Source organism: Dactylosporangium sp. NPDC049525 (assembly GCF_040676755.1).
In the GTDB taxonomy this organism is placed as follows: Bacteria; Actinomycetota; Actinomycetes; order Mycobacteriales; family Micromonosporaceae; genus Dactylosporangium.
The window spans coordinates 57233-74639 of record NZ_JBFAPO010000023.1; the positions used below are offsets into that span (position 1 = coordinate 57233).

The window sequence follows — 17407 nt, forward strand, 5'->3', positions numbered from 1 at the left end:
TCACCAACGCCGAGCAAAGGTGCATTGCTGCTGACGCGAAAGAGCTGATCGCGCAGTCTCGTGCCCATCGCCGGGCCGGGATCATGGCGGAGTGATTGAGCCCGCCAGCTTCGGCAACCGCCTCGAACTTCGGTTGTGCTGGCGCTCGCAGGTCGTAGTTCTTTGAGGTCAGCCGCCGCTGTCGTCGAGTTCGGCGCCTTCGGGGATGGTGTCGTCGTCGCGGTCGGCGAGCCACGCCGGCGTCCTGGTCGATGCGGCCCGCATCGAGCATCGTCTGGTGTTCGTCGTCGATGCCGATGCGCATCTTGATGGTGACCGGCAGGCCCTGGGCGCCCTCGACCGCAGAGGTCACGATCTCGCGGAACAGGCGGCGCTTCCACGGCAGGGCGGAGCCGCCGCCGCGGCGGGTCACCTTCGGCACGGAGCAGCCGAAGTTTGCGATATGGCGACTACGTTGTGTGCATCCGGGCGAGCGTGTGGTCGGAGTTGCTTCGATTCAGCCAAATGAAGGCGGCGCCGGTATGCGGCGTCCTGCCGCTTAGTCGCCCGCATAGTTCCACTGCAGCGCCGGGCTGTTCGGCACCCGTCGCCAGCGGCCGGCGAAGAGGGCGTCGGTGGTGAGGGCATCCATGAGGTTGTCAGCCCAGGCGTCGAGTGACGGCCAGCCCCGCTCGGGTTCGGGGCCGTTCTCCGAGGACCTGACGAACACGCGACCGCGGTGCTGGCCAGCCGTCTCCACCATGACGTGATCGCCGCCGCCGTCGGATGCGATCGGGAACCAGTGGGGCTGCCAGTAGCGGTAGTCGGGGTCTTCGGCGAGCCGGTCGGCCTCGACGCGGTTGAGAAACGCCCAGTCGTCGACGGCGACGGCCAGCGGGAGGAAGTAGTGGGACGGGTGGATCTCGAACCGGTCCAGGGCCGCGACGGTGCCGTCGTGCCAGAGGTAGAGCCGCTGCACGTCGGCGGGCAGCGGGCGGCCGAACGTCGAGGCGGCGGCGTCGAGCCGGTCGAGTGTCGTGGCGGGAGCGAGCGTCGCGGCGGTCGCCGGGGTGTGCGCCCGTAGCCAGCGTTCGAGTCCCACCAGCGCGATGGTGATGGACATGCTGCCTCCTGGCTGGGTGGCGCCCGTTCGGGCGCCACCCAGGCTATGACATCAGACCGGTGGCCCGTTGATGATCTCGACGAAGAATGGGTCCTGTCGAGGATGTGGTCGTACTCGTAGAACAGCGCCAGCCGTGTCCCGCCCGCAGCGTTGTTGTGGGACCTGTCGATGACTTCGACGGCGTAGCTACGGGCCGAGGCGTTGCCGCTGTTCTGTGCCTGCCGCCAGTAGAAGCCGCTCTGGTACGTGGAGGAGAACGGGTATTCGTCGCATTCTCGCCGCTCACCGCCCGGCGTGGCGGGGTCGGTGTAGTTGGGTCCCCAGTTCGCGATGCAGGTGTTTTGGATCTCGGTGCGGTTCACCACCCCGTGCTTGTTGCGGGTCAACGGCTCGAAGTACCCGGTGATCGGCTGTGCGAAGTATCCGCCCGGCACGTACGTACCGGGGGTTCCCGGCTTCGTCTGGGTGATCTGGCGCTGGGCCCGCCAGATGAACTGAGAGGACTGGCTGTAGATGGGGTCGTTGTAGTCGAGCTGGTAGATGCCTGCCGTGCCGGTGAACATGCAGCCGGCGCCGGTGATGTAGGTGGCGTTGTCGCACCGGCCGATGGTGCCCTTGGTGGTGTACCGGTCGCCGTTCACCGGGGTGACGAACGTCGGGATGTACTGGAAGTGGCCGCGCATCTCGTTGCGGATCGCTTCGGGGTCCGACGGCTTCGGACTCAGGGTCACCGGCGAGTCGTGCTGCAGGTAGTGGTTGATCTGCTTCCACCCCGCGATCTTTTTGGTGTCGCCGTTCGGCCGGTCGCTGCCGCAGCTCGTGTTCTCACCGACGAAGCTGGTGCATTTGACGCCCACGTTGAGCAGCGTTTCCTCGTGCGACTCTCCCCACGGGGTCCAGTCGTCGAAGTAGATGTCCCAGTCAAGGTTGCGGGCGGTGTGCAGGCCGCGTCCGATGATCACCGTCCGGGCCGTTGTGCCGCCGACCGGGGGGCCGCAGGTGGGGTTGCAGTGCTGGTAGGCGACGGTGAGCCGGAACACGTGGCAGGCGGAGTAGTGGTTCTGCCGCCGTCCGCGGCGCGGTGCGACGGTGTGTCGAAGTGCGTGACGGGTGAGGTCGACCAGCGAGCCCGCGGTCAGCCGCCGCTGTCGTCGAGTTCGGCGCCTTCGGGGATGGTGTCGTCGTCGCGGTCGGCGAGCCAGTCCTGGGGGAGGATCACCTTCGCGGGGGTGCCGGTGCGGCCGCGGGGCTGGCCGAGGATCTCGCGCGGGAAGGGCACGTCGGGGTCGAGTTGGGACAGCAGGGCGGCGAGTTCGGCCAGGGACGATGAGGTGGCCATGGCGGCGCGGAGTTCGCCGCCGGCGGGGAAGCCCTTCAGGTACCAGGCGACGTGTTTGCGGAAGTCCGTCACGCCTTCCTTCTCCCGGCCCCACCACTCGACCAGCAGTGTCGCGTGGCGGAGCATGAGGGCGGCGACCTCGCCCTGCGTCGGGAAGGCGCGGTCGGTGCGGCCGGCGAAGGCGGCGGCCAGGTCGGCGAAGAGCCAGGGACGGCCGAGGCAGCCGCGGCCGATGACCACGCCGTCGCAGCCTGTCTGGGACATCATGCGCAGGGCGTCTTCGGCTTCCCAGATGTCGCCGTTGCCGAGGACGGGAATGTCCAGCGATGACTTCAGTGCGGCGATCGCGTCCCACGAGGCGGTGCCCGAATAGCGTTGGGCGGCGGTGCGGGCGTGCAGTGCCACCCAGGCCACGCCGGCGTCCTGGGCGATGCGGCCCGCGTCGAGCATCGTCTGGTGTTCGTCGTCGATGCCGATGCGCATCTTGATGGTGACCGGCAGGCCCTGTGCGCCCTCGACCGCAGAGGTCACGATCTCGCGGAACAGGCGACGCTTCCACGGCAGGGCGGAGCCGCCGCCGCGGCGGGTCACCTTCGGCACGGAGCAGCCGAAGTTCATGTCGATGTGGTCCGCGAGGTCCTGCTCGACGACCATTTCGACGGCCTTGCGGATGGTGGCCGGGTCCACGCCGTACAGCTGCAGGCTCCGCGGCTTCTCGGCGGCGCCGAACTGGATCATGCTCAGGGTCTTCGGGTTGCGTTCGACCAGGGCGCGGGTCGTGATCATCTCGCAGACGTAGAGGCCGGCGCCCTGTTCGCGGCACAGCTGGCGGTACGCCACGTTCGTGATGCCGGCCATCGGGGCGAGCACGACGGGCGGGTCGACGACGTAGGGGCCGAGCTTCAGGGTCACGCCTCCGAGCATGCCATGTGGAGGCACAAAAGCACTTCCGGGGGTGGATGGCACCGCGCAGAAATGATGCTCAGTGATGCGTGAAAACCGCGAAGAAAACGCAGGTGTACGCATCCCGAAGTGCGGGAATACAAGAAGCCGTAAAACGGACATGAAACGGAACGATGCGCGAAGTTGCTTGGTGGAGCGCTCCCAAATGCACCCGTAAGAGCGCCTTGTGCCGTTCCTTGTGCGACTTGTCATAAGGCGGTGCCAAAGCGCGGAACACAGCTTTACGGTGTGCCGCACACGGGAACCCTAACGATGGCTTAGCCCGCACCAGTATGGGTAGTGGAGGCGTCAGTGGAGAAGTTCGTCTACGACTTCGAAGAGGGCAACCGGGATCTCAAGGACCTTCTCGGCGGCAAGGGAGCCAACCTCGCCGAGATGACCAACCTTGGCCTGCCGGTGCCGCCCGGGTTCACCATCACCACCGACGCCTGCCGCGTGTACCTCAAGACCGGCCGCCTGCCCGACGGCATGGACCGGCAGGTCGGCGAGCACCTCGCCGCGCTCGAGGCCAGGATGGGCCGCAAGCTCGGCGACCGGCGCGACCCGCTGCTCGTCTCGGTCCGGTCGGGGGCGAAGTTCTCGATGCCCGGCATGATGGAGACGGTGCTCAACGTCGGGCTCACCGACCACAGCGTCGACGGTCTCGCCGCGCAGGCCGGTGGCGACGAGCGGTTCGCGTGGGACTCCTACCGCCGGCTGATCCAGATGTTCGGCAAGACCGTGTGCGAGGTGCCCGGCGAGGAGTTCGAGCATGCGCTCGACGACGCGAAGCACGCCGCGGGGACGAAGGACGACCTGGGCCTCGACGCGGCGGCGCTCAAAGCGCTCGTGAACAAGTACAAGGAGATCTTCCGCGCGCACACCGGCCGTGACTTCCCACAGGACCCGCGTGAGCAGCTCGACCTCGCCGTCAACGCCGTCTTCAGCTCCTGGCTCGCCGACCGGGCCGTGCTCTACCGCCGGCAGGAGCGCATCCCCACCGACCTCGGCACGGCCGTCAACGTGGTGGCGATGGTCTTCGGCAACCTGGGCGCCGACTCGGGCACGGGCGTGGCGTTCACCCGCGACCCGGCGACGGGGGAGCCCGGCGTCTACGGCGACTACCTCGCCAACGCCCAGGGCGAGGACGTGGTGGCCGGCATCCGCAACACCACGCCGCTCGAAGGGCTGCGGGACAAGGACCGGCACAGCTACGACGAGCTGATGGCCATCATGGCGAAGCTCGAGGAGCACTACCGGGACCTGTGCGACATCGAGTTCACCATCGAGCGCGGCAAGCTGTGGATGCTGCAGACGCGGGTCGGCAAGCGGACCGCGGCGGCGGCGTTCGTCATCGCCACGCACCTCGTCGACGAGGGCGTCATCGACATGGACGAGGCGCTGCGGCGGGTCAACGGCGCGCAGCTGGCGCAGCTGATGTTCCCGACGTTCGACCTTTCCACCGACCCGGAGCAGCTGACCCGCGGGGTCGGCGCGTCGCCGGGCGCGGCGGTCGGCAAGGCAGTGTTCGACGCCAAACACGCGGTGGCCATGGCCAAGGAAGGTGAGCAGGTCATCCTGGTGCGCCGGGAGACCAACCCCGACGACCTGCCCGGCATGATCGCGGCGCAGGGCATCCTGACCAGCCGCGGCGGCAAGACCTCGCACGCGGCCGTGGTCGCCCGCGGCATGGGCAAGACGTGCGTGTGCGGCGCCGACGACCTCGACGTCAACCTCCACAAGGGACAGTTCACCGTGGACGGTCACGTGGTGTCCGAGGGCGACGTCATCTCCGTCGACGGCACCACCGGGCGGATCTACCTCGGGGAGGTGCCGGTCCAGCCGTCGCCGGTCGTGCAGTACTTCGAAGGGACCCTCGACGCCGAGGCGGACCCGCTGGTCAGCGCGGTGCACCGGATCCTCAGCCACGCCGACGGCGTCAGGAGGCTGAAGGTGCGCACCAACGCCGACACGGGCGAGGACGCCGCGCGGGCGCGCCGGTTCGGGGCGCAGGGCATCGGGCTGTGCCGGACCGAGCACATGTTCCTCGGCGAGCGCCGGGCCCTCGTCGAGCGGCTGATCCTGGCCCGCACCCCGCAGGACCGCGACGCCGCGCTCCAGGAGCTGCTGCCATTGCAGCGGGCCGACTTCATCGACCTGTTCCGCGAGATGCGGGACCTGCCGGTGACCGTGCGGCTGATCGACCCGCCGCTGCACGAGTTCCTGCCGCCGCTGGAGGACCTTGCGGTCAAGGTCGCCGTCGCCGAGGAGCGTGGCCAGGATCCAGGGCACGACAAGGACCTTCTGGACGCGGTACGCCGGATGCACGAGGAAAATCCGATGCTCGGCCTGCGCGGGGTGCGGCTCGGACTGGTCATCCCGGGGCTGTTTGCGATGCAGGTGCGGGCGATCGTCGAGGCCGCGGCGCAGGTCGACGGCGCGCACCCGGAGATCATGGTGCCGCTCGTCGGCGCGGTGCAGGAGCTGGAGACGATCCGCGCGGAGGCCGAGAAGATCATCGGCGAGTACGACGTCGAGGTGAAGATCGGCACGATGATCGAGGTGCCCAGGGCGGCGCTGACCGCGGGTGACATCGCCCAGGCCGCGGACTTCTTCTCGTTCGGGACCAACGACCTGACCCAGATGGGCTGGGGGTTCTCCCGCGACGACGTCGAGGGCGCGTTCTTCTGGCGATACCTGGAACTCGGCATCTTCGGGGTGTCGCCGTTCGAGTCCATCGACCGCGACGGCGTCGGCCGGCTGGTGCGCATCGCCGTCGACGAGGGCCGGGCGGCCCGCCCCGAGCTGCACTTCGGGGTCTGCGGCGAGCACGGCGGCGACCCCGAGTCGGTGCACTTCTTCCACGAGGTGGGCCTGGACTACGTGTCGTGCTCACCGTTCCGCGTGCCCGTGGCACGGTTGGAGGCCGGCCGCGCGGCCGTGACCGAGCAGTCGACCTCCGACACCCGTTAGACAGGTCGGTTGGACGGGGACCGTCAGACGTCGAGCTCGTCCTCGATGCGGGACAGCTGGTGCCGGGCCAGCGCGAGGTTGGCCCGGGACCGCAGCAGCGCCAGGTAGAGGAACAGTCCCTTGCCGGAGCGGCCGGTGACCGGCCTGATCAGGTGGTACTGGTTGTTCAGCGTGATCAGGATGTCCTCGATGCCGTCCTTGAGGTTGAGCATCTCGATGGTGCGCATCTTGGCGCGGACCACGTCGGTGTTGCCGGCCGCCGCGACGGTGAGGTCCAGGTCCTTCGAACCGCCGAGCACGCCGAGCGCCATACCGCTGTTGTAGTCCACCAGCGCGACGCCGATCGCGCCGTCGATGGTCATGAGTTCCTTGAGCGCCGTTTCCATGTCCGCCATGGCTACCTCCGTGAGCTTCGTGATGGGGGGAGTGTCACTGGGTTTCGGTGCCGGGTCGTTCGTTCGTCTGGGCCGTCGGTGCGCCCCACCGTTGCGGCCTACCATCGGGCCGGCTCGGGCAGCGCCTGGGCGAAGGTGAGCGCGGCGGTGGCCACGACCCGCGAGACCACCGCAATCGCCCGCCGCGCCTCGTGATGCAGCCGTCCGACGTTCGCGTCGTCGCCGGCCAGCAGCACCAGCACGGCGCCGTGGCCGGCCATGTACATGGCGACGTGGCCGCCCGTACTGCTGATCAACACCTCCTGGAAGTCCTCGTGGCCGGCGCTGTCGGCGATGCGCTGGCTGACGCCGAGGCAGGCCGCCGCCAGCGCGGCGACACCCTCGACGACCACCGACTCGGCGTCCTCGACGATGAGCAGGCCGTCGGTGCTGGCGACCAGGCAGCCGGTGAGCTCCGGCACGGCCCGGCGCAGCCGGTGCAGCTCAGTGAGCAGCTCGCCGCGCAGTTCCGTATCGGTGGTCATTGCCGTATCACCTCCATCTGAAGAGCCCGTCTCCTGAAGAGCCCGTCTCCTGAAAGAGCTGGCCTCATCGCAGGGACTGCAGCGCCGAGCGGATGCGTTTGAGCAGTGAGTCGTCGGGGGCCTTGTCGATCGCGCCCGGCAGCACGGCCAGGGCGCTGACGCCCGCCGGCAGGTGCCGCCGGGTGCCGGACGGTGGGTCCTCGAACGTGAACGTCCCCGGCACCCGCCGCGGCAGGATCTCCTCGCGGTCCGCGCCGCCGTTCGACGCCGCCGCCGCGGCGGGCTCGGCCACGGCCACCCGGGCAGCGGCGGAGCCCACGGCCGCGGCGGAAGCAGCAGCCGGCTCCAGGGTGACCGGCGGCTCCACCAGCCCCGCCGCCGCGAGCCGCCGCACGTCCAGGGTCACCGCGTACGCGGAGCAGCCCAGCAGGCCGGCCAGCTCCTGCGGGGTGCGCCGGCCGTCGGCGTGCAGCACGATCTCCCACTGCAGCCCCGACACCAGGACACGGTCGAGACCCGGTCGCAGAACCGGCCTGACCGGGGCGGTGTCAGTGACGTCGGAGGGGTGCACCTCGTCGAGGATGCGCCGCTGCCGCACGACGTGGTCGCACAACTGGTCCGCCGTCACGGTGCAGTCGGCGCCGAGCCAGTGCTCGATGTCCGGGGCGAAGCGCAGCTCGGCCCGCTCCGTGGACAGCACGAAGTACGCCGCGTCGTACAGGGCGTTGACCGCGCACAGTTCGATCTCGGCGGCGCTGACGTGGCCGCCCTCGACGAGGGCCCGGGCGGGCCGCGACGGGATGCTCTCCCACACCCGCTCCTCGACCTTGCCACAGGCGGTGAGGATCCGGTCGACGCTCGGCGCGGCCGGCGACTCGACCCCGTTGACCAGGCCGTCGCGGAGGAAGATCACGCCGCCCGGCTCGCCGACGACGGTCAGCGCGCCGGTCACGCCGAGGGCGGCGAGCTGCCCGAGCGCCTTCACCGGGGTGACGCCCTTGCCGAGCTTCGGCTGCTGCCGGGCGCCCTTCGCCGTCGTGCCCGCGACGCTGTTCACGTCAGGTCTTCGGCGAGGGAGCGGATGCGGCGCCGGGCGATCGCCAGGTTGCCCTCGGTCCGGTCGAGCCACACGTACAGGACCAGGCGCGAGTCGAAGCCGGTCCGCACCGGGCGGATCAGGTGATACGCCGCGGACGTGCTGATGATGACGTCCTCGACCGTGTCGCCGGGCACCGCCGGGGCGTACGCGGCGGTCTGCATGGCGGCGTGGATGACGCTCGCCGTGCCCAGCGCCGCCGCAGTCGGGTCCGCGTGCGGCGCCACCGAGTCCTTCCCGCCTTGCATGCCCAGTGACTGCCCGGTGGTGTAGTCGATGAGACTCGCCCCGATGGCGCCGCGAATCGTCATGGCGCGTCGCAGGCAGTCATCGATAGCAGGCACTGAGTCTCCCGTTCGCGGGCGGGCAAGAGGCGGTCAAGGGGCGCGCGCAAGGCGGGCACCAGCGGGCAGCGGGTGGGCACGGTGGAGTGGCACATGACGGCCAGGACGGGGGGAGCGGCCGTAACGATGCGCTTCCGGCAAATTACCCCGCGCCACCTGATCAGCTACTCCATGCATTCGGGTGATAACCGAAAGATGGTCAGTCATTGCTTTTTGCAAAATGCACGTTTACGGCACGCTGTCGTTGGAGAGGCGCTAGGGTGACGTCCCCGCGTTTCGGCGCGGCTGCGACGCCCGACGACGCGGCGTATGGTGAGTCCCCACGCCGACCACGGAGGTATGCATGGGGAGCCGGTGGGATGCCTTGATCGTCGATGCGCTCGACCCTGAGCGGCTCGGTCGGTGGTGGGCGGAAGTGCTCGACCAGCGGGTCGAAAGCGTCTCCGCGCGGGAGGTCGTGGTCGGCGACGGCCATCCGCGGCTGATCTTCCTGCGCCACCCGGACGCCAAGCACGCCAAGAACCGGCTCCACCTCGACCTGCGCCCCGACGACCTGGACGCCGAGATCGAGCGCCTGGTCAACATGGGCGCCCGCCACGTCGACGTCGGCCAGCCCGAGGACGCCCCCTGGTTCGTCCTCGCCGACCCCGAGGGCAACGAGTTCTGCATCCTGCGAACCCCCGGATGACGCCCGTGACCGACTTCGGCAAGGCCTACCGCTGGGCCGTCGCCACCGGTCTCGGCCTGCTGACCGTGGCGGCCGGCGCGTTCGCCCTGTACAACGTCCGGCAGATCCTCGTGCAGGTCGTCATCGCGGTCTTCGTCGCGGTCAGCCTCGACCCCGCCGTCCGGCTGCTGATCCGCCGCGGGGTGCGCCGCTCGGTCGCGGTCGCCGTCATCGTCGTGCTCGCGGTGCTGATCCTCGTCGGGTTCGTCTGGTCGATGGTCCCGCCGCTGGTCGGGCAGGGCGGCGACCTGTTGCGCAACATCCCGCAATACCTGCAGGAGCTGCCCGAACGGTCGCAGACCTACCGCGAGGTCGCCGACCGCTATGGGCTCACCGAGAAGCTCACCGAATACGCGAAGACCCTGCCGGGCAAGGTCGGCGGCGGCGCGCTCGGCATCATCGCCGGCATCTTCAGCGCCGTGCTCAACGTCCTGCTGGTCACCGTCCTCACCATCTACTTCATGGCCGACCTGCCCCGGATCCGGCGGGGCATCGTGCGGCTGGTGCCCAGGCAGGGCCGCCCCCGCGCCGCGCAGGCCATCAACGTCGTGGTGGACAAGGTCGGCGGCTACATGATCGGCAACCTGATCATCTCGCTGTTCGCCGGGGTGTCGTCGTTCGCGTGCCTGTTCGTGATGGACGTGCCGTTCGCGCTGCCGCTCGCCTTCTTCGTCGCGATCACCGACCTGATCCCGCTCATCGGCGCCACCGTCGGCGCGGTCGGCTGCACGGTCGTCGCGCTGGTGACCGGCGACGTGTGGCCCAACGCGATCGTCGTGGCGCTGTTCTTCCTGCTGTACCAGCAGGTGGAGAACTACCTGATCGCGCCGCGCGTGCTGCGCAACACCGTCGACCTGTCCGCGATCGCGGTGCTGCTCGCCGCGCTCGTCGGCGGCGCGACCCTCGGCGTGGTCGGCGCGCTCATGGCGATCCCCGTCGTGGCCGCGATCAAGGTCCTGATGACCCCGATGGTCGAGGCGCTCAACGAGCCGCCCGCCGACCGGGACCCACCCGCCGCGCCGCCGGTGCCCATTCCGTCCCCACTTCCACCGCCGCGAGATCGGGAACCCGAGGAAACCTCTAAGCTCGAGGCGTGAACCCGGACGCGGAACGCTTCGTGCACGAGCCGCAGAAGGATCGCACCACGACCTCCGCGGACAACGGCCGCGGGCCGTTTCAGCGCGACCGGGCCCGGGTGCTGCACTCCGCCGGGTTCCGCCGCCTCGCCGCCAAGACCCAGGTGCACACCGCCGGCGCCGACGCGTTCCTGCGCACCCGCCTCACCCACTCCCTGGAGGTCGCGCAGATCGGCCGGGAGATGGGCGCCCGCCTCGGCTGCGACCCCGACGTGGTCGACACCGCCGGGCTCGCCCACGACCTCGGCCACCCGCCGTTCGGGCACAACGGCGAGGACGCGCTCGACGCGGTCGCGCAGGCGTGCGGCGGCTTCGAGGGCAACGCGCAGACCCTGCGGGTGCTGACCCGCCTGGAGGCCAAGGTCGTCGCCCCGGACGGCACCTCCGCCGGGCTCAACCTCACCCGCGCCGCGCTGGACGCGGTGTCGAAATACCCGTGGCCCCGCCGGGACGGTAACCGCAAGTTCGGCGTGTACGCCGACGACGCCGCCGTCTTCGGGTGGCTGCGCGCCGGCCGTACCGATGCTGCCCGCTGCCTCGAGGCGCAGGTCATGGACTGGGCCGACGACGTGGCCTACTCCGTGCACGACGTCGAGGACGGCATCCACGGCGGCTACGTCCACCTGGCCACGCTGCGCACCGACGCCGACGAGCGGGCCGCGCTGTGCGAGGACGTCGCCGCCGCGTACTCCACCGAACGCGCCGCGGACCTGGAGACCGTCCTGCTCGACCTGCTCGCCGACCCGGTCCTGACGCCGCTGGACCACTACGACGGCAGCCACGCCGCCCAGGTCGCCCTGAAACGGGTGACGAGCGTGCTCACCGGACGCTTCGCCGCGGCGGCCGTGTCGGCGACCAGGGCCGTCCACGGCGACGCGCCGCTGCGGCGCTATGCTGCCGGCCTCGTCGTCCCGCCGGCCGTGCGGGCGCAGTGCGCACTGCTGAAAGGCATCGCGCTGCGGTACGTGATGCGCCGCCCCGGCTCGAAGCAGCGCTACGCGCAGGAGATCACCATCCTGCGGGAACTCGTCGCGGCGCTCGCCGACCGGGCTCCCGACGGCCTGGACGTGGTCTTCGCCCCGATGTGGCGGGCCGCCCCCGACGACGCGGCCCGGCTGCGGGTCGTCATCGACCAGGTCGCCAGCCTCACCGACCTGTCGGCCATGGCATGGCACCAGCGGTTGAACCCGGCGGCCACCGCCGGCGTGTGACCGGTGGCAGATCGTGGACCGGTAGGGAAGGCTGGACGTATGGCTGACGAGCGGACATTTGTGATCGTGGGCGCGAGCCTCGCCGGGGCGAAGGCGGCGGAGACGCTGCGCGCCGAGGGCTTCACCGGCCGGATCGTGCTGATCGGTGAGGAGACGGAGCGCCCCTATGAGCGCCCGCCGCTGTCCAAGGGTTACCTGCAGGGCAACGAGGACGCCCGCGAGAAGGCGTTCGTCCACCCGGAGGGGTGGTACGCCGAGCACGACGTCGACCTGCGCCTCGCCACCCGGGTCACCCACGTCGACCCGGCCGCGCACACCGTCACCCTCGACGGCGTCGACGAGTTGCACTATGACAAGCTGCTGCTCACCACCGGCTCGCGGGTGCGCACCCTCGACGTGCCCGGCGCCGACCTGACCGGGGTCCGCTACCTGCGCACCGTCGACGAGTCCGACGCGCTGCTCGCGCACCTGCGCTCCGCCGCGCACGTGGTCGTCGTCGGCGCCGGCTGGATCGGCCTGGAGACCGCCGCCGCGGCCCGCAAGCACGGCACGACCGTCACCGTGGTCGAGCTCGCCGACCTGCCCCTGCAAAGCGTCCTCGGCGACGAGGTCGCCACGATCTTCGCCGACCTGCACCGCGCCAACGGCGTCCAGTTCCGCTTCGGCGCCTCCGTCGACAGGTTCACCGGCACCGACGGCACCCTGACCGGCGTCGTGCTCGCCGACGGCACCGAGCTGCCCGCCGACGTGGCCGTCATCGGCATCGGCATCCAGCCCAACACCGAGCTCGCCGTCGACGCCGGCCTGGGGGTCGACAACGGCATCCTCGTCGATGCGGCCCTGCGCACCTCCGACCCCGACATCTACGCCGCCGGCGACGTCGTCAACCTCGACCACCCGGGCCTGGGCCGGCGGGTGCGGGTGGAGCACTGGGCGAACGCCCTCAACGGCGGCAAGGTCGCCGCCGCCTCGCTGCTCGGCGAAGCCGTCTACGACCGGGTGCCGTACTTCTTCTCCGACCAGTTCGACCTCGGCATGGAGTACTCCGGCTTCGCCGCACCCGGCGAGTACGACAGCGTCGTGTTCCGGGGCGGCACGTCGGTCGCGGACGGGTTCGTCGCCTTCTGGGTCAAGGACGGGCGGGTCCTGGCCGGCATGAACGTCAACGTCTGGGACGTCACCGACGACATCCAGGCCCTCGTCCGCGCCGGCTGGAAGGGCACCGCGGTGGACCTCGACCGTCTCGCCGACCCGAAGGTGCCGCTGGGCGAGCTGCTCGGCTGAGGTTCACCCGGTCAGCTCCCGTACCCGCGGGACGACCTCGTCGGCGAACCGGCGGACCTGGTTGACGTGGTCCGCCACCGGCCAGAACACGAAGGTGTCGAACCGCAGGTCGTGCGCCCACCCGGCGAGCACCCGCGCCCACGTCGCACTGTCCCCGCTGAGCCCTTGACCGGCGCCCGCGCCGATCGCACCGAGCACGTTGTACAGCCGGCCCACCGCCGACGGGTCGCGCCCGGCCCGTTCGGCGGCGGCGTCGATCGCCGCCTGCCGGGCCGGGACCTCGGCGGGCGGGACGTAGATGTTCAGCGGGCTGACCCAGCCGTCGGCGAGCGCGCCGAGCACGCCCAGCATCCGCGGTCCCTGCGCGCCGAGCCAGATCGGCACGGGCCGCGGCGGGCCCGGCCGGTACCCGCCGACCCGGTGGTGCTCGCCGTCGAGGACGACCGGCGCGTCCGCCCGCAGGGCCGCCCGCAGGATCCGCAGTGCCTCACCGGCGGCGGTCACCGCCGCGGCGCCCCGCCACGGTGTGCCGCCCATGCCGGCGACCGCGTCCGGGAAGCCGCCGGTGCCGACGCCGAGCTCGAACCGGCCGCCGGTCAGCACGTCCAGCGTCGCGGCCGCCTTGGCCAGCATCGGGGCGGGCCGCAGCGCCAGATCGGCCACGCCGGTCATGAACCGCACGCGGTCGGTCCGGGCGGCGAGGTGGCCGACGAACAGCGGCGCGTCGAGATGGCCCGGCTGGTAGGGGTGGTCCTGCACCGCGATCAGGTCGAGCCCGGCGGCCTCGGCGGCCCGGGCCAGGGTGACGCCACCGGCGAGGTCATGTGCGTCCGGTGTGATCGAGACGCCGAAGCGCAGGGGCCGCTCAGCCATGGAACCGTCAGCCATGGAAGGGCCACGTCTTCCAGGAGGCGAGGACCGGCGCGAGGGCCTTCTCCTCGAAGGCGAGGTGTTCCAGCAGGTGCGCCGACAAGGTCTCGAGGGCCTCGACCAGCCGGGTCCGGGCGGCCGTGTCGTCGCCGTCCAGGACGCGGGCCGTCGCCTCGATCTCGTCGAGGAGACCGCCGACGACGCGGTGGTCGGCTTCCAGGCGGTCGACGGTCGCATTGAGCTGCGGGGCGGAGCGGCGCACGGCGGGGAACAGCGCCACGTCCTCGTTGGTGTGGTGCTCATGGACGAACGCGCAGTAGCGCAGGCAGTTCACCCGGAGCTGGAACAGCCCGCCCCGCGTCTGCAGCCCGCGCACCCCCTCCTGGATCCCTGATGCCGGCGCGCCGCGGGAGACCTCCCTGGCGAGTTCGCGCACCGCCGCGAGATCGCGGCGGACCATGTCGTGCACCCATTGCAGCTGGGCGAGGAGCGGGTTGTGGGCCGCCTGTGTCTGTGCCATGCCCTCCAGCGTCCGGAGCGGCGCGGCGGTGGGCAAAGACGGTATTAGCTACTAACCTTTGGTAAGTGACCTCGATCGTGCATGCTCCTCTCGACTCCGCTGACCTCGACACCACGCCCAGCGACGCCTCGTGCCGCGCGTTCCAGCCGGCGCTGGAGTTCGTCGGCCGGCGCTGGGTCGGCATGATCCTGCTCGCGGGCCTGCGGGGAGCCCGCCGGTTCGGGCAGTACCGTGCCTTTGCCGACGGGATCTCCGACCGGGTGCTGGCGCAGCGGCTCAAGGAGCTCGAGCAGCGTGGGCTGATGGAGCGCTCCGTCATTCCGAGCACCCCGGTGCAGGTGCTCTATGCGCCCTCGGCCGCGGCCGCCGAGCTGATCGGGGCCCTGGAGCCGCTCATCGCATGGTCGATGCGGCACCCCGAGGTGATCTGACCGCGGCACCGGCGCCCGCTATCCTGCACACATGTCGGAGCAGGTCAGGCTCGTGATCGCCGACGACCAGGCGATGATCCGGGCCGGCCTGCGGCTGGTGGTCGAGTCCGCCGCGGCGGCGACGATCACCGTGGTCGGCGAGGCGTCCGACGGGGTCGAGGCGGTCGCGGTGGCCCGGCGGCTGCGCCCCGACGTGCTCGTCATGGACATCGCCATGCCACGGTTGGACGGCCTGTCCGCGGCGCGGCAGCTGCTCGCGGACCCGCGCCCGCCGAAGATCGTGCTGCTGACCATGTTCGACACCGACGAGCACCTGCACGCGGCGCTGCGGCTCGGGGTCAGCGGGTTCCTGCTCAAGGTGTCACCGCCGGAGCAGCTCGTCGACGCGGTCAGGGTCGCGGCGGCCGGTGACGCGCTCATCGACCCGGCGGTGACGACGCGGGTCATCGCCTCGTTCGCCGCCCGGCCGGAGCCGGTGCCGGCGCCCGAGCTCGGCACGCTGACCGGCCGGGAGCGCGAGGTGCTGGAGCTGCTCGTCCGTGGGCTGTCCAACGCGGAGATCGGCGGCCGGCTGCTGGTGGGCGAGGCGACGGTGCGCACCCACGTCGGCCGGATCTTCCAGAAGCTGGGGCTGCGCGACCGGATCCAGGCGGTGGTGTACGGCTACGAGGCGGGTCTCGTGAGCCCCGGTGTGACGAGCCCCGGTGTCACCGGCTCCGGCCCGGCTGGATGACGGCGCCACGCTGGCGGCCGTCGTGGCTGGACGCCGTGCTCGCGCTCGCGGTCGGCGGGGCGGGCGTCGTCGAGGCGTACGGGCGCGCCGGCCCCGGCCCGGGGCAGATCCACCGGCCCGACCTGGTCGCCGCGGGTGCGCTGGCCGCCGGGGTGCTCCTGCTGCTGCGCCGACGGTCGCCGGTCGGGACGCTCGCGGCGCTGACCGCGCTGTCGGCCGCGTTCCGGGTCGCGGTCACCGACGACGACTATCCCCTCGCGGCCTGGCAGTTCTATTCGAACCTGATCCTGGTGCACACGGTCGGCAGCCAGCCGGCCGGGCCTCGGGTGCGGGCCGCCGGCGTCCTCGTCGTCCTCGCCGCCTACGCGCTGCTGCAGACCCTGCCGGGCCAGGACCTCGCGGAGAGCCTGATCGGCGCCATCTTCATGGGCGTCGCCTACGGCAGCGGGATCCTGCTGCGCCACCAGACGTCCCGGACGATCCGGATGGCGCAGCGGGCGGCGGCCGCGGCCACCGAGGAACGCACCCGCATCGCCCGCGAGCTGCACGACGTCATCTCCCACAACGTCAGCCTGATGACGTTGCAGACCGGCGGGGTGCGGATGCTGCTGGCCGCCGACCCCGCCCGCGACCGGGAACGCGACCTGCTGCGCGGCGTCGAGCGGGCCGGCCGGGACACCGTGGAGGAGCTGCGGCTGCTGCTCGGCGTCCTGCGGGACGGGCGGGCCCCGGCCGGGCTCGACCGCCTCGACGACCTCGCCGGGCCGTTGCGGGCGGCGGGCCTGGACGTCCGGGTCGTCACCACCGGTACGCCGCGGCCGCTGCCGCCGTCGCTCGGGCTGGCCGTGTACCGCGTGGTGCAGGAGGCGCTGACGAACACCCTCAAGCACGCCGGCGCGGCGACCGTGGACGTGACGATCGGCTTCACCCCGGACACGCTGGCCGTCGAGGTCCGCGACGACGGGGCCGGCGCGTCCCCGGGCGGCGCGACGCCGGGGCACGGCCTGGCCGGCATGGGGGAGCGGGTCGCGCTGCACGGCGGCACCCTGCACACCGGGGCCCGGGCCGGCGGCGGTTACACGGTCACCGCGACGTTCCCGCTCGGCGCCTGAGCCCACTCCGCGTCACTCATCCGCAGCATCCGTACGCCGATCACGCCCGCGCCGGCGATGTACAGCAGGCTTCCGGCGATCATGCCGATCGGGTACACCGGCCCGGCGAGCATCCCGGCCACCATCGCGGGCGGAGCCCACCACGGGACCTGCCGGTCGTACGCCAGCGTCAGGCCGAGCAACAGGACGCCGAGCAGCCCGAGGAACCCCGGCACCTGGAAGCCCCACAGCGCACCGCCGGCCGCGAACGCCGCGTCGGCGAGACGGTCACCCTCCGCCGTGCCGAGGTCCGCCTCGAGCCGGGCGTAGAAGAAGTCGCCGAGCATCAGCGCGGAGAAGTTGACCACGCCGAGAAGAGCGACCGCCCCGGCGACGTGCCCGAAGAGCACCGCACGCCGCCGCACGAGGTGGATCATCCCGATGATGCCGGGCACCAGCAGCACCCAGCTCCAGTGCAGCAGCGCGGCGCTCACGGACACCTGCCCGGGGTGGCGCCCGTAGGCCCCGTCGGCGGCGTCGCCGGCGCGCAGGGCGGGGTCGACGACCAGCCCCGCCACGTAGAGCAGCGGTGCGGCGACGAGGCAGGCCCCGGCCAGGAGACGTCGAAGCTTGTGTGGCATGACGACCTTTCGGCTCGAACGGATGTGTCGAGCCGGAACCGTAGGCCG

At 71.3% G+C, this 17407-nt stretch carries 18 protein-coding genes and 1 pseudogene; 9 read left to right on the forward strand and 10 right to left on the reverse strand.

Features of this window, described 5'->3' with window-relative positions:
- Positions 1–229: 229 nt before the first annotated feature.
- Positions 230–451: pseudogene (locus AB0K00_RS29320) on the reverse strand (tRNA-dihydrouridine synthase); the annotation flags it as partial.
- Between the two features lie 87 nt (positions 452–538).
- Positions 539–1102, reverse strand: coding sequence for an SMI1/KNR4 family protein (locus AB0K00_RS29325; protein WP_363526409.1), 564 nt, complete (start codon positions 1100–1102; stop codon positions 539–541).
- Positions 1103–1432: 330 nt separating this feature from the next.
- Between AB0K00_RS29325 and AB0K00_RS29330 the strand changes: the two genes are divergently transcribed.
- Positions 1433–1600: a hypothetical protein gene (locus tag AB0K00_RS29330; protein WP_363526411.1), complete on the forward strand. Its 168-nt coding sequence runs from the start codon at positions 1433–1435 to the stop codon at positions 1598–1600.
- Positions 1601–2237: 637 nt separating this feature from the next.
- Here AB0K00_RS29330 and dusB read toward each other — a convergent pair.
- Positions 2238–3365 carry a tRNA dihydrouridine synthase DusB gene (gene dusB / locus AB0K00_RS29335; RefSeq protein WP_363526413.1) on the reverse strand — a complete coding sequence of 376 codons (1128 nt, stop codon included), beginning with the start codon at positions 3363–3365 and terminating at the stop codon, positions 2238–2240.
- A 330-nt stretch (positions 3366–3695) separates the two neighbouring features.
- Between dusB and ppdK the strand changes: the two genes are divergently transcribed.
- The gene (ppdK, locus tag AB0K00_RS29340; RefSeq protein ID WP_363526416.1) at positions 3696–6356 is read left to right on the forward strand and encodes a pyruvate, phosphate dikinase; all 2661 of its coding nucleotides are present in this window, start codon (positions 3696–3698) and stop codon (positions 6354–6356) included.
- 23 nt (positions 6357–6379) lie between these two features.
- Here ppdK and AB0K00_RS29345 read toward each other — a convergent pair whose 3' ends face one another.
- The 4 genes from AB0K00_RS29345 to AB0K00_RS29360 form a co-directional block, all read right to left on the reverse strand.
- Positions 6380–6751 (reverse strand): hypothetical protein, encoded by a 372-nt coding sequence (locus AB0K00_RS29345; protein WP_363526419.1) that lies wholly within the window; start codon positions 6749–6751, stop codon positions 6380–6382.
- Positions 6752–6849: 98 nt separating this feature from the next.
- Complete coding sequence (locus AB0K00_RS29350; protein WP_363526422.1) at positions 6850–7275, reverse strand: roadblock/LC7 domain-containing protein; 426 nt, start codon at positions 7273–7275, stop codon at positions 6850–6852.
- Positions 7276–7339: 64 nt separating this feature from the next.
- The gene (locus AB0K00_RS29355) at positions 7340–8332 is read right to left on the reverse strand and encodes a hypothetical protein (RefSeq protein WP_363526425.1); all 993 of its coding nucleotides are present in this window, start codon (positions 8330–8332) and stop codon (positions 7340–7342) included.
- The gene (locus tag AB0K00_RS29360) at positions 8329–8682 is read right to left on the reverse strand and encodes a hypothetical protein (RefSeq protein ID WP_363526428.1); all 354 of its coding nucleotides are present in this window, start codon (positions 8680–8682) and stop codon (positions 8329–8331) included. The genes AB0K00_RS29355 and AB0K00_RS29360 overlap by 4 nt, the downstream gene beginning before the upstream one ends.
- A gap of 376 nt (positions 8683–9058) precedes the next feature.
- Between AB0K00_RS29360 and AB0K00_RS29365 the strand changes: the two genes are divergently transcribed.
- Genes AB0K00_RS29365 through AB0K00_RS29380 form a run of 4 tightly spaced genes read left to right on the forward strand, consistent with a single transcriptional unit; the run spans position 9059 to position 13073 of the window.
- A complete protein-coding gene (locus AB0K00_RS29365) occupies positions 9059–9403 on the forward strand; it encodes a VOC family protein (RefSeq protein ID WP_363526431.1) in 345 nt (114 codons plus the stop codon).
- On the forward strand, positions 9400–10539 hold the full coding sequence (locus AB0K00_RS29370) for an AI-2E family transporter (protein WP_363526434.1): 1140 nt from the start codon (positions 9400–9402) through the stop codon (positions 10537–10539). Before AB0K00_RS29365 ends, AB0K00_RS29370 begins: the two co-directional genes overlap by 4 nt.
- On the forward strand, positions 10536–11789 hold the full coding sequence (locus tag AB0K00_RS29375; protein WP_363526436.1) for a deoxyguanosinetriphosphate triphosphohydrolase: 1254 nt from the start codon (positions 10536–10538) through the stop codon (positions 11787–11789). Before AB0K00_RS29370 ends, AB0K00_RS29375 begins: the two co-directional genes overlap by 4 nt.
- Before the next feature lie 39 nt (positions 11790–11828).
- Positions 11829–13073: an FAD-dependent oxidoreductase gene (locus tag AB0K00_RS29380; RefSeq protein WP_363526439.1), complete on the forward strand. Its 1245-nt coding sequence runs from the start codon at positions 11829–11831 to the stop codon at positions 13071–13073.
- 3 nt (positions 13074–13076) lie between these two features.
- Here the strand turns inward: AB0K00_RS29380 and AB0K00_RS29385 are convergent, their stop codons facing one another.
- Together AB0K00_RS29385 and AB0K00_RS29390 are read right to left on the reverse strand one after the other, a co-directional pair.
- Positions 13077–13946 carry an LLM class flavin-dependent oxidoreductase gene (locus AB0K00_RS29385; RefSeq protein WP_363526442.1) on the reverse strand — a complete coding sequence of 290 codons (870 nt, stop codon included), beginning with the start codon at positions 13944–13946 and terminating at the stop codon, positions 13077–13079.
- Between the two features lie 7 nt (positions 13947–13953).
- A complete protein-coding gene (locus tag AB0K00_RS29390; protein WP_363526445.1) occupies positions 13954–14463 on the reverse strand; it encodes a hemerythrin domain-containing protein in 510 nt (169 codons plus the stop codon).
- Between the two features lie 65 nt (positions 14464–14528).
- On the opposite strand from AB0K00_RS29390, the gene AB0K00_RS29395 reads away from it, so the two are divergent.
- From AB0K00_RS29395 to AB0K00_RS29405, 3 genes are read left to right on the forward strand one after another with little or no spacing between them, the layout of a single operon-like run.
- Entirely contained in the window at positions 14529–14894 is a 366-nt protein-coding gene (locus AB0K00_RS29395; protein WP_363526447.1) for a helix-turn-helix domain-containing protein, read from the forward strand.
- 31 nt (positions 14895–14925) lie between these two features.
- Positions 14926–15627: a response regulator transcription factor gene (locus AB0K00_RS29400; RefSeq protein WP_363526450.1), complete on the forward strand. Its 702-nt coding sequence runs from the start codon at positions 14926–14928 to the stop codon at positions 15625–15627.
- Positions 15624–16739, forward strand: a complete 1116-nt coding sequence (locus AB0K00_RS29405) for a sensor histidine kinase (RefSeq protein WP_363526453.1) — start codon at positions 15624–15626, stop codon at positions 16737–16739. The genes AB0K00_RS29400 and AB0K00_RS29405 overlap by 4 nt, the downstream gene beginning before the upstream one ends.
- Here the strand turns inward: AB0K00_RS29405 and AB0K00_RS29410 are convergent.
- Positions 16703–17359 carry a hypothetical protein gene (locus AB0K00_RS29410; protein WP_363526456.1) on the reverse strand — a complete coding sequence of 219 codons (657 nt, stop codon included), beginning with the start codon at positions 17357–17359 and terminating at the stop codon, positions 16703–16705. The two genes, AB0K00_RS29405 and AB0K00_RS29410, sit on opposite strands and share 37 nt — an antisense overlap.
- Positions 17360–17407 lie beyond the last annotated feature (48 nt).

Coding starts and splice junctions, on each gene's coding strand:
- AB0K00_RS29385 (WP_363526442.1), bottom strand. CDS start 13,946: ATGGCTGAGCGGCCCCTGCGCTTCGGCGTCTCGATCACACCGGACGCA.
- AB0K00_RS29350 (WP_363526422.1), bottom strand. CDS start 7,275: ATGACCACCGATACGGAACTGCGCGGCGAGCTGCTCACTGAGCTGCAC.
- AB0K00_RS29390 (WP_363526445.1), bottom strand. CDS start 14,463: ATGGCACAGACACAGGCGGCCCACAACCCGCTCCTCGCCCAGCTGCAA.
- AB0K00_RS29410 (WP_363526456.1), bottom strand. CDS start 17,359: ATGCCACACAAGCTTCGACGTCTCCTGGCCGGGGCCTGCCTCGTCGCC.
- dusB (WP_363526413.1), bottom strand. CDS start 3,365: ATGCTCGGAGGCGTGACCCTGAAGCTCGGCCCCTACGTCGTCGACCCG.
- AB0K00_RS29345 (WP_363526419.1), bottom strand. CDS start 6,751: ATGGCGGACATGGAAACGGCGCTCAAGGAACTCATGACCATCGACGGC.
- AB0K00_RS29360 (WP_363526428.1), bottom strand. CDS start 8,682: ATGACGATTCGCGGCGCCATCGGGGCGAGTCTCATCGACTACACCACC.
- AB0K00_RS29365 (WP_363526431.1), top strand. CDS start 9,059: ATGGGGAGCCGGTGGGATGCCTTGATCGTCGATGCGCTCGACCCTGAG.
- AB0K00_RS29330 (WP_363526411.1), top strand. CDS start 1,433: ATGCAGGTGTTTTGGATCTCGGTGCGGTTCACCACCCCGTGCTTGTTG.
- AB0K00_RS29370 (WP_363526434.1), top strand. CDS start 9,400: ATGACGCCCGTGACCGACTTCGGCAAGGCCTACCGCTGGGCCGTCGCC.
- AB0K00_RS29405 (WP_363526453.1), top strand. CDS start 15,624: ATGACGGCGCCACGCTGGCGGCCGTCGTGGCTGGACGCCGTGCTCGCG.
- AB0K00_RS29325 (WP_363526409.1), bottom strand. CDS start 1,102: ATGTCCATCACCATCGCGCTGGTGGGACTCGAACGCTGGCTACGGGCG.
- AB0K00_RS29380 (WP_363526439.1), top strand. CDS start 11,829: ATGGCTGACGAGCGGACATTTGTGATCGTGGGCGCGAGCCTCGCCGGG.
- AB0K00_RS29400 (WP_363526450.1), top strand. CDS start 14,926: ATGTCGGAGCAGGTCAGGCTCGTGATCGCCGACGACCAGGCGATGATC.